Below are 14,647 nucleotides of genomic sequence, written 5' to 3'. Positions count from 1 at the left end.
GTCCGGCGTGCGGCTGAGTTTGCCGCCGAGCGCGCCCGGCATGCGGATCGGCCTCTACGGCGGATCCTTCAACCCCGCGCATCTCGGCCATCGCCACGTCTCCGTGCTGGCGATGCGTCGGCTGGGGCTGGACCGCGTCTGGTGGCTGGTCAGCCCCGGCAACCCCCTGAAGAGCCGCAAAACGCTCCCGACCGTCGCGGAGCGGTGCGCCCAGGCGCACCGGGTCGCCCGGCATCCGCGCATCGCCGTGACCGGCGTCGAGGCGGCCCTCGGCGTCCGCTTCACCGTGCAGACCCTGTGCTTCCTCACGCGTCGCTGCCCCGGCGTCCATTTCGTCTGGATCATGGGCGCTGATTCGCTCGGCACCTTCCACCGCTGGAAAGGCTCCGCCGAGATCGCGCGACTCGTGCCGATCGCGGTCATCGACCGGCCCGGCTGGACCATGACCCCGCTGAGCGCCCGCGCCGCCCAGCGGCTGGCGCAGGCGCGCATCCCCGAAGCCGCGGCCTCGACGCTCGCGCTGCGCCGGCCGCCGGCCTGGACCTTCCTCCACGGGCCGCGGTCGAGCCTGTCCTCGACGGAGATCCGTAACGGTATGCCGAGACGTGGCGGGGGTTCGGAGACGGCGCGGTTGCAATCGCCGCCCGATACCGCCAATTTCATGGCACCCCGCGAGGGGTGACGCCGCCCGCGGCACCACGAGGAACCAGGACTCTGCCCGAAACCATTCATACGGAGACGATCCGCACCGCCGTTCTCGCCCCGGACGAGCCCGGCCAGGCGCGCTCGGACGATCTCAAAGCCCTCGCCCTCGACTGCCTCGACGAGATGAAGGCCGAGGAGACGATCGCCATCGACCTCGCCGGGAAGACGTCGCTGGCCGACACGATGATCATCACGTCGGGTCGCTCGCAGCGGCACGTGGGCTCGATCGCCGACAAGATCATCCAGGAGATGAAGAACCGCGGCTTCGGCAACGCCCGGGTCGAGGGCCTGCCCGCCTGCGACTGGGTTCTGATCGACGCCGGCGACGTGCTCGTGCACATCTTCCGTCCGGAAGTGCGCGGCTTCTACAATCTCGAGAAGATGTGGGGCGCCGATCGTCCGGTCGGGCTCGCCCTCGGCTAGGCCGGACCGACCGCTTGCGACTCGTCCTGGCGGCGATCGGACGGTTGAAGGCCGGTCCGGAGCGGGACCTCGCGTCACGATATCGCGACCGCGCCGCCCAATTGGGGCGCGGGCTCGGCTTTTCGGCCTGCGACAGCGTGGAGATCCCGGAAGCGCGCGCACGACGCGCCCTAGACCGCTGCACCGAGGAGGCGGCCCTGCTCGCCGCCCATCTGCCGCCCGGCGGTGTCCTGGTGGCGTATGACGAGCGCGGCCGTGCCGATATCCCGAGCGAGGCCCTGGCCGAGCGGTTGGCCGGCTGGCGTGATGTCGGGCGGCCGGCGCTGACCGTCGTCATCGGCGGGCCAGATGGTCTGGACGCCTCAATTCGGACGAAGGCGGAGCTGATCCTGTCCTTCGGGGCGGCCACCTTGCCCCACGGACTCGTGCGCGTGCTCGCCCTGGAACAGATCTACCGCAGCCTGACCATCCTGGCCGGCCATCCCTATCATCGGGGCGAGGCGGGCTGACCGGCGGTGGCCATGGCCGAAATCGATGCCGTCCGGGCGCGGGCCGATACCCCCATCGGCCCGTCGTCGTCCGGTCGCGCCTCCCGCCGCCTCCTGACCGCTCTGGTCCTGCTGGCCGCGGCTCATGTCGCGTGGCCCGCGCATGCCGAGACCCCGGCGCCCCCGGACTCCGAGGCGGCGCAGCGGGACAATGCGGAGCGCGACCGTCGCGCCGAGAACATCAAGCGCGTGCAGGATGCCCTGGCCGCCAGCAACGGCCAGCGGGCGCAGTTCGAGGCCGAGATCGCCGCCATCGGTACGGACCGGTCCAAGCTCGACTCCGCCCTCCTCGACGCCGGCCGTCAGGCGCAGGCGACCGAGGACCGGCTGAGCCGCCTGGAGGAGCGGCTGAAGGCGATGAGCGAGAGCGAGGCCGCGATCCGGCGCTCGCTCCAGGCCCGCCGGGGCGTGGTCGCCGAGATCCTGGCCGCGCTCCAGCGGATGGGACGTCGCCCGCCACCGGCGGTGCTTGTAAGCCCGGAGGACGTGCTCGCGGCCATCCGCACCTCGATGCTGCTCGGTGCCGTGGTGCCGGAGTTGCGCGGGGAGGTCGACACCCTGGCGGCCGATCTCGCGGAAATGATCCGCCTGCGCGGCTTGATCGCACAGGACAAGGAAGGCCTCACCAGCGACCTGACCGGGTGGGCGCGGGAGCGCCAGCGCCTCGAGGCCCTGGTGGCGGCCCGCCGTGCCCGCCAGGCGGAGGTCGAGAGCGGTCTCACTGCCGAGCGCCGCCGGGCTGCCGAGCTCGGTGCCCAGGCGAAGACCCTGAAGGATCTCCTGGACCGGACCGAAGCCGAGGCCGTGGCGGCCAAACGCTCCGCCGAGGAGGCGAAGGCGGCGGCCGAACGCGAGATCCGCGTGACGCAGGAACGATTTGCCGCGGCCGGCTTCCGCGATCCCGCGCGGCTGGCACCGAAAGTGCATTTTTCGGAGGCGCGGGGCGAAGTGCCGCGGCCTGTCAGCGGTCGGCTGGCGCGGGGCTTCAACCAGCCCGACGGCAACGGTGGAACCAGCCGTGGCGTATCCTTCGCGACGCGTCCGAAGGCGACGGTCTCATCCCCGGCCGACGGTTGGGTGCAGTTCGCCGGGCCGTTCCGGTCCTACGGGCAACTCTTGATCATCAACGCGGGCGACGGCTACTATCTCCTGCTCGCGGGGATGGAACAGATCAGCGTCGAGGTCGGCCAGTTCGTGCTCGCGGGCGAACCGGTCGGCAGCATGGGCGAGAAAGGCCCGGGCCCGACTGGGTCCGACGGCGATCCCACCCTGTACGTCGAGTTCAAGAAGGACGGCGGCTCCATCGATCCGGAGCCGTGGTGGGCGAGAAGCCCGGCTAATACGGTACTTGGCGAGAAGGTTCGCGGCTGATGCGCAAGACGTCTCTGATCATGCTCGGCGCCTTCCTGGGTGCCGGCACCTCCATGGTGGCCACCCAGACCGACTTCCTGTCGGGTCCCCGGGCGGTGGCCGCCTCGGCCGAAACCTATCGCCAGCTGAGCCTGTTCGGCGACGTGTTCGAGAAGGTCCGGACCGACTACGTCGAGAAGCCGGACGAGTCGAAGATGATCGAGTCGGCCGTCAACGGCATGCTGGCCTCGCTCGACCCGCATTCGAGCTACATGGACGCCAAGGCGTTCCGCGACATGCAGACCACCACCCGCGGCGAGTTCGGCGGGCTGGGCATCGAGGTCACCATGGAGGACGGCCTGATCAAGGTCGTCACCCCGATCGACGACACCCCCGCCGCCAAGGCGGGCCTGCTCGCCAACGACGTCATCACCCAGATCGACGACGATCAGGTCCAGGGCCTCACCCTGAACCAGGCGGTCGACAAGATGCGCGGCCCGGTCAATTCGAGCGTGAAGCTCAAGATCAGCCGCAAGGAGTCGAAGGACCCGATCGACGTCACGCTGACCCGCGACGTGATCAAGATCAAACCGGTCCGCTCCAAGGTCGAGGGCGGCGACGTCGCCTATATCCGCCTGACGCAGTTCAACGAGCAGACCTTCGACGGCATGCGCGCCGCGATCGACAAGCTGTCGAGCGACATCGGGCCTGACAAGATCAAGGGCTACGTCATCGACCTGCGCAACAACCCGGGCGGCCTGCTCGACCAGGCGGTGATGGTCTCGGACGCCTTCCTGGACCGCGGCGAGATCGTCTCGACCCGCGGCCGCAACCCCGACGAGACGCAGCGCTTCTCCGCAAAGTCCGGCGACCTGACCAAGGGCAAGCCCGTGGTGGTCCTCGTGAACGGCGGCTCCGCCTCGGCCTCGGAGATCGTGGCCGGCGCCCTGCAGGATCACAAGCGCGCGACCATCATGGGCACGCGCTCCTTCGGCAAGGGCTCGGTGCAGTCGATCATCCCGCTCGGCGGATCCGGCGCCCTGCGGCTGACCACGGCGCGCTACTACACGCCGTCGGGCCGCTCGATCCAGGCGAAGGGCATCGAGCCCGATGTCGAGGTCCTGCAGGACGTGCCGGACGAGCTGAAGGGCAAGGACGAGACCAAGGGCGAGGCCGGGCTGAAGGGCCACCTGAAGCAGAAGGACACCGACGAGCGCGGCGGCTCCTCCGCCTACATGCCGTCGGACCCGGCCAAGGACAAGCAGCTGATCGCGGCAGTCGACTTCCTGCACGGCATCCAGAAGGGCGCGGCCAACGGCACGCCGAACGCCCAGCAGCAGAAGCCCAGCCTCCCGAACTGATCGCCCAGACCACGAACGGCGCTATCCGCTCCCGCCCGGCCGACCTGCCGGGCGGGATTTTCGTATCCCAGGCCGGTCCTTAGGGGATCGTTAACCATACCGGTCGGCAATGGCGTCCGGGATCCGTGCCGCGTCCGGCGCGGCGGGACCGATTCCGTGTCGAGAGCCGCTTGACCGAGTCCACGGACGATATCCTCACGCGCCCCCTCGGCGTGCCGGAGGCGCAGGTGCCGGAGCAGCCCAGCGGGCGGTTCGGACGGCACCTCGCGGTCCTGCGTCGGCCGAGGGTCGCGGCGGGGGCCATCGCGGCCGCGCTCGCCCTGTCGGTCGGCCTCGTCGTCGCCCTCGGCGATCCCCAGGGCGGGGAGCCCCGCGCCGAGGCGATGATCGCGTTCCGCGAGCCCGCGGCGCGGCCGGCCGTCCCAGTGCCGGTGGCCGAGCCGCCGGTCGCCATGACCACCCCCGGACCGACCCAGCTCCAGCGCAGCGCGGAGGAGATCGAGTCCGCATCCGGCGTCACGGTGGTGCGTCCCCTCGGCTCGGCGCCGACCGATGCCGTGGTGATCCGGGTCCCGCCCCCCAACGCGCCGCGACTCGCCCCCGCGCCGGACCCGCGCATCAGCGAGACCGGCCGGCACGGCCTGATCCCGAAGCTCGGCGAGGGCCGCGTACGCGCCCTCGACGTCTACGCCCGGCCCGAGGAGCCCGGAACCGGTCCGCGCATCGCCATCGTGGTGACCGGGCTCGGTGTCGGCCAGGCCGCCACCGCGGGTGCCACCGCGCGCCTGCCGGCAGCCGTCAGCCTCGCCTTCCTGCCCTATGGCGGCGAGGTCGAGCGCGCCGCCGCCCGGGCGCGCGATGCCGGCCACGAGGTCTTCCTCCAGCTGCCCATGGAGCCGTTCGACTATCCCGACAGCGACCCGGGCCCCCAGGGCCTGCTCACCGCCCTGAAGGGCCCCGAGAATGTCGACCGCCTCGCCTGGGCGCTCGCGCGCTTCCCGGGCTATGTCGGCGTCGTGAACTACATGGGCTCCAAGCTGATGGCGGATTCCGCCTTCGAGCCGATCCTGCGCGAGATCGGCGCCCGCGGCCTCGGCTTCCTCGACGACGGCACGAATCCGAAACCCCCGGCCGCGCCGGCCAACAAGGCTTGCACGCCGATCGCCCGTGCCGAGATCGTCCTCGACGCCACACCGCGCGCCGACGCCATCGACGCCGCCCTGACACAGGCCGAGGCCCGGGCCCGGGCCAACGGCTTCGCCCTGGTCTCGGCGAGCGGTGCGGCCCTCAGTGTCGACCGAATCGCCCGCTGGGCGCGGGATCTCGATGCCCGGGGGCTGCGGCTCGTCCCGGCCAGCGTCGCCCTGCGCGGCGCCCGTGAGAAGCGGGTTACTACGGCCGATTGAGTGAGTTCGCGAAACGCTCCCGCACCGATAGTCTCCGGGCGCAACGGGAGGGCCGCGTCCCCGATCGGCGTTGCCGCGCCCCGCGGGCCTGACCTATGGTCCGGCCGATGACGACGGATTCGGATCCCGGCAGCGCCCTGCCCTACCGCCCCTGCGTGGGCGTCGCGCTGATCGCGCCCGGAGGCGGCGTCTTCGTCGGACGCCGGACCAAGGATGCGGGGCCCGAGCACGTCTCAGGCCCGTACATGTGGCAGATGCCGCAGGGCGGCGTCGATCCGGGCGAGGATCCCGAGGCGGCCGCGCGCCGCGAACTCTACGAGGAGACCAACGTCCCGCCGGAGGCGCTCCGCTTGCTCGCCGAGATCCCGGACTGGCTCGCCTACAACCTGCCGCCCGACGTGATGAAGCAGGCGTGGCAGGGGCGCTACCGGGGGCAGACCCAGAGATGGTTCGCCTACGGCTTCCTGGGCGACGAGTCGTCGATCGACGTGCTGCGTCCGGGGGGCGGCGCCCACAAGGCCGAGTTCGACGCGTGGCGCTGGGCCGGTTTCGCCGAGCTGCCGGACCTGATCGTGCCGTTCAAACGCCCGGTCTACGAGCGCGTGGTGGCGGCCTTCTCGGGTCTCGATCGCTGGGCGGACGCTTCGTGACGCTGCGGCCGGGGGTCTGAGACCGTGCGCTGGCTCATGGTCCCGCTCGGCCTGGCCCTCGCCTGGGTCGCGTTCACGATGAGCCCGCTCTGGTCGCTCTACGATCTCTCGCAGGCGGTGCGCCGGCACGACGCGGCCTATATCGAGAGCCACGTGAACTTCCGGACGCTCCGCCTCTCCCTGGTGCGTCAGATCACGGCGGCGATGCGGGTTGCCGCGGAGGCCGATTCGGACCTGGAGGCCCGTGATCGCCAGCGCCTCGGCGATGCCGCCTACGGGCTGGCCCTGGCCCTGTCCGAGTCGATGGTCACCCCGGAGACGGTGATCGACCTGCTCGCCAATGGCTGGCCCGACAAGCTCGATCTCGAACGGCCGTCCGACACGCGACCCGAAGGCCTCGCGATCCGCAGCGTCGGGCGTCTCCTGCCCTATTATACGGCCCTCGAAATGCGGGGCTTCCGCGCGGTGGTGATCCCGATCCCGCCCGAGGCGCCCCGCGGCGCGCGCACCCGCATCCGGTTGCGGCTGCGCGGTCTGACCTGGCGCCTGGTCGACATCGAGATGGCCGACATGCTGCGCGACCAGATCGCCGCGAAGCTCGGCCGGGCAATGGCCCGGGCGAAGATCGGGGCGACCGGCGGGCAGGAGCCCTAAACCGAGCGGGGCGGCGTCCCGAGCGGCGGTCGGCGCCGTTCGGAAGACGGCGGAGCGGACCGGACGTTCGGAAGCCCGGTCAAGGCAGGCTGCGCGTCCCGCCGTGCCCGGAGGTCACTTCGCCTTCGGCGTGCCGGCGGCATCCTTGGGCTCGCGGGCCTCAATCAGGCTCTCGGCCTTGTCCTCGTCGGTGTCGCCGCCCTGCTCGATGGTCTTGCCGGGGTTGGACAGCAACGACTTGGCGATCCCAAGCAGAACCTCGCACTCACCGGGAAACTTGTACGTGTCCAGCACGATGGCGGCGTCGCGCAGGGTCCGCAGGTCGCGCACCAGCTGAGCATTGGCATCCGCGCGCAATTCGCCCTTGGCGGCGATCGCTTCCTCGATCTTCGCGCCGGTCACGTCGCAGGCGGCGTTCGCCGGCGTGGCCGACAGCGCCAGGGCGAGGCCGAGTGCGGAAAGGGAGCGCCACATGGCGTGTGTCCTCGGAGGTCCGGGTCAGGCGTGATGGGGGAGCGCGGCGTTCAGCACGTCGCGGGTCAGCGCCACGAGCTGGCTTGGGCGATAGGGTTTCGGCACGAAGACCGAGCCGGAGACGGCGTCGCGGGCCGACACGTCGGCGCGGCCACCGGAGGTGTAGACGATCGGGAGGTCCGGGCAGAGGCCCCGGGCCCGGCGGGCCAGCGCGAGGCCGTTCGTGTTGCGAGCGAGATCGATATCGGTGAAGAGCATGTCCACGCTCTGGCTGGCGAGGATCGCCTCGGCCTGCCAGGCATCCGCGGCGGTGAGCACCCGATAGCCCGCGTCGAGGAGCGTTTCGGCAGCCAGTTCGCAGACGCTCGGCTCATCCTCGACCACGAGGATCGTGGCGGTGGCCGAGTCCAGAACGGGCATGGACGGGCAGACGAAAGCGGCAGCGAACGGAACCATGACGCAACTCCCACTCACCCGGCGGGGGCTCGGTGTCCCCCGGTCGGATCGCTGGGGCAACGGCCCCTCTCGACACGGCGTTCACCCTGTTTCCATCGAATTGCACGCGTTTGGTGAGCGCCGTCTTAACCGACCTCTCACGCCGGTGAACGAAGCGATCCAAGTGGTTAACGGAAGGTTACCGGGGCCATACCGGGGGGCCGACGCGTGAGCCGGCTCCTGCAGCTCGGCCTCGGCCTGCTCCTCACGGGTCTGGCCGGATACGTGGATGCCCTGGGCTTCGTGCGCCTGGGCGGGCTCTACACCTCGTTCATGAGCGGCAACACCACGCAGCTCGCTGTCTTCGGCGCGGCCGCCGACCTCCACCGGCTGGTGCTGCCCGCGACGCTCATCCTCGCCTTCCTGATCGGCTCGGTGCTCGGCAGCGGCCTCGCGATCCTGGTCCCGGCCCGTTGGACCACGCCGGTGGTCCTCGCCTACGAGTCCCTCCTGATCCTCGGCGGCCTCGGGCTGGGCCTCGAATCACCGGAACTCGGCCTCGCCGCCTTCTTCGTCGCCGTGGCGATGGGCTCGCAGAACGCGGTCCTGGCGCAGGTGAAGGGCTTCCGCGCCGGCACGACCTTCGTCACCGGCGCCCTCTTCAGCCTGGGACAGAAGATTGCCCAGGCGCTGACCCGGACCGGCGATCCGCTGGGCTGGATCGGCGACGGCCTGGTCTGGCTGTCCCTGTTGTTCGGCGCGTATCTCGGTGCGCAGGCCTACGGGCATTTCGCCCTCTACGCGTTGGTCGCACCCGCGGCCCTCTCGGGCGGCCTGGCGCTGCTGACGGCGATCCTGGTCTTGCGCACGGCACCGCCTGCCGCGAAGGTCCCCGCACCATGAGCAGTCCCGTCAGCAATCTCACCCTCACCAGTCACGTCGCCGCGCTGGAGCCCGGCGCGCACGTGGTCGCGGCCCATTTCCTGAAGGACGTGCCGGCCCTGGCGCTCAGCGACGGCACCGTCGCGCTGGCGCAGGCGGCGGGCCTGACGCGGCTCGTCGCCCATCCCGAGGGCGGGATCCTGGTGGCGGCCGGGATCGGCGCACGCCTGCTCACCGGCGGCGACGACGGCCGGGTGGTCGAGGTCCGGGCGGACGGCACCGTGGAACAGGTGGGATCCGCCAAGGGCGGCGCCTGGATCGACGCCCTGGCGCTCCATCCGGACGGCGCCGTGGCTTGGTCGGCCGGGCGCAATGTCGTGGCCCGGGACGCCAAGGGCCGCGAGCGCAGCTTCCAGGCCCCCTCGACCGGCCGTGGCCTCGTCTTCGCCCCGAAGGGCTACCGTCTCGGGATCGCCCACTACAACGGCGTCAGCCTCTGGTACCCGAACCTCGAAACCCCGGCGGAGGTGATCGACTGGAAGGGCTCCCACATCGACGTGACCTGGTCGCCGGACGGCCGTTTCGTGGTGACGACCATGCAGGAGAATGCCCTGCACGGGTGGCGGCTCCAGCCGGATCGCGGCCACATGCGGATGTCGGGTTATCCCGGCAAGGTCCGCTCGGTGGCGTGGTCGTCGGACGGGCACTGGCTCGCCACCAGCGGCGCCGAGGCCGCGATCGTGTGGCCGTTCGACTCGAAGGAGGGCCCGACCGGGAAGGCCCCCCGCGAATGCGGGGTCCGTCCCGCCCGGGTGTCGCGCGTGTCGTTCCACCCCAAGGCGCCGGTCCTGGCCGTCGGCTACGAGGACGGCTGCATCCTGCTGGTCCGGTTCACCGACGCCGCGGAACTCCTGGTGCGGCCGTCCGTCGCGGGCAGCGGCGTGACCGCGCTCGCCTGGGACGGGCGCGGGAGCCGTTTGCTGTTCGGCTGCGGCGATGGGCAGGCCGGCCTGCTGACGCTTCCAGCGTGAGGCCCGGCATGCTCTGTGTCGATGCGCGATTCCCCGCGCCGGAGGCCTGACATGTTCCGCGTGCTCCGCACCCTCGGCATCGCCCTCGGTCTCCTCGGCGGCGCGGTGGCCGCGCAGGCCCCCGAATTCGCGCAGCAATACGCGCAGCGCATCGGCGGCGCCGCGGATGAATTGCGGCGGCAGGTGGCGGTGCTCGAATCGGACGCCCAAGCCTCCGGCACCACCCGCGAGGGCGCGGTCGACCGGCTGCGCAGCAACCCTGACGAGCTTGTGGCCCGGCGCGGTGCGGCCGCGCAGGCGGACATCGCCCGGCTCGCCCGGCTGAGCGCGCAGCAGCAGGCCCTGGCCTCGGCCACGAGCCCGCTCGGCCGCGTCGTCGCGATGCTGCGCGATCCCGACATGCCGGTCGCCGCAGCCGCCTATCGCGACTTCAGCCCGGCGATCCCAACCAGCGCCGACGGCCTGGCCGCCGGACTGATCGGCTTCTTCGCCGCTTGGGGCGGCTGGCGGGTGGTGTCGGATCTCGGCCGGCGCGCGGTGCGGCGGCGCCCGCGCGAGCCCGCCACCGTGGCCTGAGGCGATGCGCGCGGCGGAAGGTGTGGCGCTGCGTCTACAGCGGCTTGCGCGAGGCTTGCGTATCGAGCAGGGATCCGGCCGTTCCGGTCCGGAAGAAGGCGCCTGATGCCCCGCGCGTCGACTCCCACCACCGCTGACCCGGCGCTCGACGCCGCCGCACTCCTGCGGCGCATCGGCTTCTTCGGCCTGTTCGTGGTGCTCCCCGTCCTGGCGCAGGTCGCCCGCCGCGCCTCGGTGATCCTCGCGCCGATCGCCGTCATCCTGCTGATCATCGCCAGCGTGATCGACCGGCGGCAGCGGCCGGTGCGCCCCTCCGCCTACCGGCTGCTGACGGCGCCGGCCTTCCTGGCGGGGATGCTCGTGGTGCTCTGGTCGGCGCTGTCCCTGACCTGGACGCCGTTCCTCGGGCCGGCCCTGGAGCGCCTCGTCAACCTCGCGGCCACGATCGGGCTGGCCCTGCTCGGCTATCTCGCCCTGCCCGACCGGATGCGGTCCGCGAACCTCTACCTGCTGCCCCTCGGAATCGTCGCGGGCGCGATCGTGGCGATCATGCTCGGGCTGTTCGGCGCCCATATGGCGCCGGCCGGGACCGAGGATGATGGCGCGCTCGATCGCGGCCTCGTGCTGCTCATCCTGCTGGTCTGGCCGGCGCTGGCATGGCTCCGGTCCCGGCGCCGCGACCGCGAAGCCCTGGGGGTCGCCCTGCTGGTCGCCCTGGCGCTCACCGTTCAGCCGGACGCGACCCAGATCGCCGCCCTGGCGGTCGGTTCCGTGGCCTTCGCTGTGACGAGCTACCGGCCGAAGCTCGGCGTGACGCTCACCGCCACCCTGTCCGCCGTCCTGCTCGCCGTGGCGCCGCTGCTGCCGTTCCTGGCGCGGCCCGTGGGCGCCGCCGTACTCGGTCCATTGGCACCGGCGGTGCTGTCGCTGAAGAGCTGGCAGAAGGTGGTGACCACCGATCCGGTGCGGCTGATCACCGGCCACGGTTTCGAGACGGCCCTGCGCGGCCGCCTGGTCGGGCTGCTGCCGCTGAATGCGCCCACGACCGCTCTGTTCGAGTTCTGGTACGAGCTCGGAATCGTCGGGGCCCTCGCCGCAGCCTTCGCGCTCTACGCCTCGATCCGCCGGGCCGGGCGCGAAGGTCCCGCCCTGGTTCCCGGGGCGATGGGGTGCTTCGCGGCGGCCTTCACGGTGGCCTGCCTGGGCGTCGGGCTGACGGCGATCTGGTGGCTGACGACGCTCGCCATCGCGACCGTGGTGTTCGTGTCCGTGGAGCGGGGCCAGTTCCGCACCAATCGGCCGAAGGTCGCCAAGCTGCACCGCGTGATCGCCGGCCAGGGCTAAGGGTCAGCGCCGCTGGAAGCCGTGGAGGCGGATCCAGGCCAGGAACAGCCCGGGCCAGGCCGCCGCCGGCGTGCCGGGGGCACCGAGGCCGAAGCCGTGGCCGCCGCGCTCGAACAGGTGCAGTTCGGCCGGCACCCGCGCCTTGCGCAGGGCCGAGAACATCAGCAGCGGATGATCGGCCACCGCCACGGGGTCGTCGATCGCCTGGGCCAGGAAGGTCGGCGGCGTGTCCGGGCCGACCTGCAGGTCGACCGAATAGGTCTTCATCTCGGCCGGGGTCACGTCGTCGCCCACGAGGATCCGGCGTGTATGGGTCCGGTCGAAGGGCTTTCGCATCGTGATGACCGGATAGATCAATCCGGCCAGCGCCGGCCGCACGGGCTGCGCGTCGACGGAATCCACCGCGGCGTAGAGATCCAGGGCGCTGCCGACCGCGGTCTCGCCCATCAGGTGGCCGCCGGCCGAGAAGCCGAGCACGCCGACCCGAGCCGGGTCGATGCCGAACTCCGTCCCCCGGGCCCGGACCAGCCGGACGGCGCGCTGGGCGTCCTGGCGCGGCGCGTCGGGGCCCGAGCCCCAGCCCTCCGCCGGCAAGCGATAGACCAGCAGGAAGACCGTGATGCCGGCCGCATTCAGGACCCGCCCCACCGGGACGCCCTCGTTGCCGAGGGCGATGAACTCGTAGCCGCCCCCGGCCGCGACGATCATCGCGGCACCGTTGGCATTGGCCGGCCGCATGACCAGCAGGCAGGGCCGCGCCACCCGGGTGATGTCGCCGACGACACCCTCGACGTAGCGGTAGCCGTCCGCGTCGGGCCCGCTGCCGCCGCCTGGCGCCTCGCCCGGCCAGAGATCGATCACCTGCAGGTCCGCCCCCGGCAGGGAGCGCGGCAGCGCCCGGATCGATTCGTGCGAGGCCGGTTCCGGCGGCCCGTCGCTGGCGGCCCGCGCCGAGCGCAGGCCGAAGGCAGTCCCGAATCCGGCGAGCAGCAGGCGGCGGTCCAGGCGCAAGGGCGTCTCCCGGAAAAGCAATAGGTCGGGACCGGCTCGTGGTGCGGCCGGCTCCCGAAGGCGCGCCGGTCCAACGCCGCGGAGGGCCCCGGGGGTCCCGGACCTCAGCCGCGCCGTGCGATCACCGCGACGTAGAACCCGTCGGTGCCGGTGCGATGCGGGGTCATCTGGATGCCGTGGAGCGTGGTCCGCACCGCCGCCGGCAGCGAGGCCGGGCCTGCTGCGAGCACATCGGCGGCCGCGACCACGTCGAAGCGCCCGCGCCAGCGCGACAGCAACCCGTCCACGGCAGCGTCGTTCTCCGCGGCCAGCAGCGAGCAGGTCACATAGACGATGCGGCCGCCCGGCCTGACCAGCCGCGCCGCCCGGTCGAGGACCTGGGCCTGCTCGGCGGTCCGCAGGGCGAGGCTGCCGGGGCGCAGGCGCCACTTGGCGTCCGGATTGCGCCGCCAGGTGCCTGAGCCGGTGCAGGGCGCATCGACCAGAACCCGGTCGACCGTACCGTCCAGATCCTCCAGCACGTCGGCCCGCGCCTTGCCGCCCCGCGGCGTCCGGATCTCCGCCACGGCCCCGGACCGGCGCAAACGCTCGTGGATCGGCGCGAGCCGGCGCGGGTCGCCGTCGGTGGCGATCAGGCGGGCCCCGTTTCCGGTCTCGGCCGCGAGCGCCAGGGTCTTACCACCGCCGCCGGCGCAGAGATCGACGATGGTCTCGCCGGTCCGCGGATCGGCCAGGAGCGCCGCGAGCTGGGAACCCTCGTCCTGGATCTCGTACCAGCCGTCGAGGAACTCGGCCTCGACATGGAGCGCCGGGCCGCGCCCGTCCGCACCGATCGGCACGCGCAGGCCCTGGGGGGCGTGCGGCGTCGGGGCCGCGTCGAAGGCGGCGAGCGCCGGCAGCACGTCCGCGCGGCGGCCGCGCAGGGCGTTGACCCGGATGTCGAGGGGCGCGCGCCGGGCCAGGGCCTTCAGTTCCGGGATGAGGTCGTCGCCCAGAGCCGCCGCGAGGTCCGGCAGCACGAAGGCCGGGGCGTCCCCCGCCACCTCGGGCGGGGCGTCGTTCAGCGTGCCGCTGTCGAGGCGGGCTTGCTCCTCGGCGGTCAGCGGCGGCGGCGCGAAGCGGTCCCCGGAGAACAGGGCGGCCACCGAGGCCGCGGCCAGGCCTTGCTGGAGCCGCAGCGCGCCGATCAGGACCGCGCGCGGGGTATCCGAGCCCATGATCCAGGCCGCGGACGACCGTCGGCGCAGGGCGTCGTAGACCAGGCTGGCGATACCGGCCCGGTCGCCGGAGCCGGCGAAACGGTGGGCGAGGCCCCAATCCTTCAGCGCATCGGCCGCCGGCCGGCGCCGGTCTACGATGTCGGTGAGCACCTCGATGGCGGCGGAGCAGCGGGCGGCGGGCGTCAGGGGTCTGTTCCTTCAGAATGAGTCGAACAAGGCGCGAAACGGCCACGCTTGTCCCACGATGCCGCCACGATACGGCCGAGCTTCGAGCACGATCGCGGCTCAGAACGCGTCCGGGTGGTCCGCCGCGCGGATCGCCGCGTGTCGTATGGCATCCACCCGTCGCGGACCAGGGCGGTCCGAGACCGGGCGGACACCGGGAGTCTCTCAGCGCATGTCGTCAGCCGTTCGCATCGCCCTCGCGGCCCTGGTAGCCGCCTCCCTCGCCGCCTGCGCGAGCGCACCGGCCGCCCAGCCGGATCTGACGCCGCCGCCGCGCCGGCCGGTCGACGCCAAGACGCAGCTCGAATACGGCGCGCCGCCGGCGCCCCCGCCCGGCCGCTACTGAGTTGGC

The 14,647-nt window shown here is 72.3% G+C and carries 17 protein-coding genes; 13 read left to right on the top strand and 4 right to left on the bottom strand.

Annotated elements, in window-relative coordinates:
* Positions 1-7 precede the first annotated feature (7 nt).
* The 8 genes from MKK69_RS03720 (at position 8) to MKK69_RS03685 (ending at position 7,097) form a co-directional block, all read left to right on the top strand.
* Positions 8-682: a nicotinate-nucleotide adenylyltransferase gene (locus tag MKK69_RS03720; protein ID WP_313900823.1), complete on the top strand. Its 675-nt coding sequence runs from the start codon at positions 8-10 to the stop codon at positions 680-682.
* Positions 679-1,128: a ribosome silencing factor gene (gene rsfS / locus MKK69_RS03715; RefSeq protein WP_409564772.1), complete on the top strand. Its 450-nt coding sequence runs from the start codon at positions 679-681 to the stop codon at positions 1,126-1,128. Before MKK69_RS03720 ends, rsfS begins: the two co-directional genes overlap by 4 nt.
* A 14-nt stretch (positions 1,129-1,142) precedes the next feature.
* Positions 1,143-1,637, top strand: a complete 495-nt coding sequence (gene rlmH, locus MKK69_RS03710; RefSeq protein WP_243965666.1) for a 23S rRNA (pseudouridine(1915)-N(3))-methyltransferase RlmH — start codon at positions 1,143-1,145, stop codon at positions 1,635-1,637.
* 12 nt (positions 1,638-1,649) lie between these two features.
* Positions 1,650-3,047 (top strand): murein hydrolase activator EnvC family protein, encoded by a 1,398-nt coding sequence (locus tag MKK69_RS03705; protein WP_243965664.1) that lies wholly within the window; start codon positions 1,650-1,652, stop codon positions 3,045-3,047.
* Positions 3,047-4,387: a S41 family peptidase gene (locus MKK69_RS03700; protein ID WP_243965662.1), complete on the top strand. Its 1,341-nt coding sequence runs from the start codon at positions 3,047-3,049 to the stop codon at positions 4,385-4,387. The genes MKK69_RS03705 and MKK69_RS03700 overlap by 1 nt, the downstream gene beginning before the upstream one ends.
* A 170-nt stretch (positions 4,388-4,557) precedes the next feature.
* Positions 4,558-5,793, top strand: a complete 1,236-nt coding sequence (locus MKK69_RS03695; protein ID WP_243965660.1) for a divergent polysaccharide deacetylase family protein — start codon at positions 4,558-4,560, stop codon at positions 5,791-5,793.
* 95 nt (positions 5,794-5,888) lie between these two features.
* Positions 5,889-6,443, top strand: coding sequence for an RNA pyrophosphohydrolase (locus MKK69_RS03690; RefSeq protein WP_243965659.1), 555 nt, complete (start codon positions 5,889-5,891; stop codon positions 6,441-6,443).
* 24 nt (positions 6,444-6,467) lie between these two features.
* Entirely contained in the window at positions 6,468-7,097 is a 630-nt protein-coding gene (locus MKK69_RS03685; protein ID WP_243965657.1) for a DUF2939 domain-containing protein, read from the top strand.
* Between the two features lie 114 nt (positions 7,098-7,211).
* Here the strand turns inward: MKK69_RS03685 and MKK69_RS03680 are convergent, their stop codons facing one another.
* Together MKK69_RS03680 and MKK69_RS03675 are read right to left on the bottom strand one after the other, a co-directional pair.
* Positions 7,212-7,571 (bottom strand): photosystem reaction center subunit H, encoded by a 360-nt coding sequence (locus MKK69_RS03680; protein WP_243965654.1) that lies wholly within the window; start codon positions 7,569-7,571, stop codon positions 7,212-7,214.
* Positions 7,572-7,595: 24 nt separating this feature from the next.
* Entirely contained in the window at positions 7,596-8,027 is a 432-nt protein-coding gene (locus tag MKK69_RS03675) for a response regulator (RefSeq protein WP_409564771.1), read from the bottom strand.
* A 207-nt stretch (positions 8,028-8,234) separates the two neighbouring features.
* Here MKK69_RS03675 and MKK69_RS03670 point away from each other — a divergent pair, with 207 nt between their 5' ends.
* The 4 genes from MKK69_RS03670 (at position 8,235) to MKK69_RS03655 (ending at position 11,839) form a co-directional block, all read left to right on the top strand.
* Positions 8,235-8,909, top strand: a complete 675-nt coding sequence (locus MKK69_RS03670) for a YoaK family protein (RefSeq protein ID WP_243965652.1) — start codon at positions 8,235-8,237, stop codon at positions 8,907-8,909.
* Complete coding sequence (locus tag MKK69_RS03665) at positions 8,906-9,919, top strand: WD40 repeat domain-containing protein (protein ID WP_243965650.1); 1,014 nt, start codon at positions 8,906-8,908, stop codon at positions 9,917-9,919. The genes MKK69_RS03670 and MKK69_RS03665 overlap by 4 nt, the downstream gene beginning before the upstream one ends.
* Before the next feature lie 51 nt (positions 9,920-9,970).
* Entirely contained in the window at positions 9,971-10,495 is a 525-nt protein-coding gene (locus tag MKK69_RS03660) for a DUF2937 family protein (protein WP_243965646.1), read from the top strand.
* 105 nt (positions 10,496-10,600) lie between these two features.
* The gene (locus tag MKK69_RS03655; protein ID WP_243965644.1) at positions 10,601-11,839 is read left to right on the top strand and encodes a peptide ABC transporter permease; all 1,239 of its coding nucleotides are present in this window, start codon (positions 10,601-10,603) and stop codon (positions 11,837-11,839) included.
* A gap of 3 nt (positions 11,840-11,842) precedes the next feature.
* Here the strand turns inward: MKK69_RS03655 and MKK69_RS03650 are convergent, their stop codons facing one another.
* Positions 11,843-12,850, bottom strand: coding sequence for an alpha/beta hydrolase (locus tag MKK69_RS03650; RefSeq protein ID WP_243965642.1), 1,008 nt, complete (start codon positions 12,848-12,850; stop codon positions 11,843-11,845).
* A 104-nt stretch (positions 12,851-12,954) separates the two neighbouring features.
* Positions 12,955-14,256 (bottom strand): RsmB/NOP family class I SAM-dependent RNA methyltransferase, encoded by a 1,302-nt coding sequence (locus tag MKK69_RS03645; RefSeq protein ID WP_243965975.1) that lies wholly within the window; start codon positions 14,254-14,256, stop codon positions 12,955-12,957.
* 211 nt (positions 14,257-14,467) lie between these two features.
* Here MKK69_RS03645 and MKK69_RS03640 point away from each other — a divergent pair, with 211 nt between their 5' ends.
* Positions 14,468-14,641 carry a hypothetical protein gene (locus MKK69_RS03640; RefSeq protein ID WP_243965640.1) on the top strand — a complete coding sequence of 58 codons (174 nt, stop codon included), beginning with the start codon at positions 14,468-14,470 and terminating at the stop codon, positions 14,639-14,641.
* Positions 14,642-14,647: the final 6 nt, after the last annotated feature.

This window comes from Methylobacterium sp. J-026 (assembly GCF_022829585.1).
Taxonomy (GTDB): Bacteria; Pseudomonadota; Alphaproteobacteria; order Rhizobiales; family Beijerinckiaceae; genus Methylobacterium.
The sequence above is the reverse complement of the archived record's forward strand: the minus strand, read 5'-3'. Positions and strand labels throughout refer to the sequence as shown.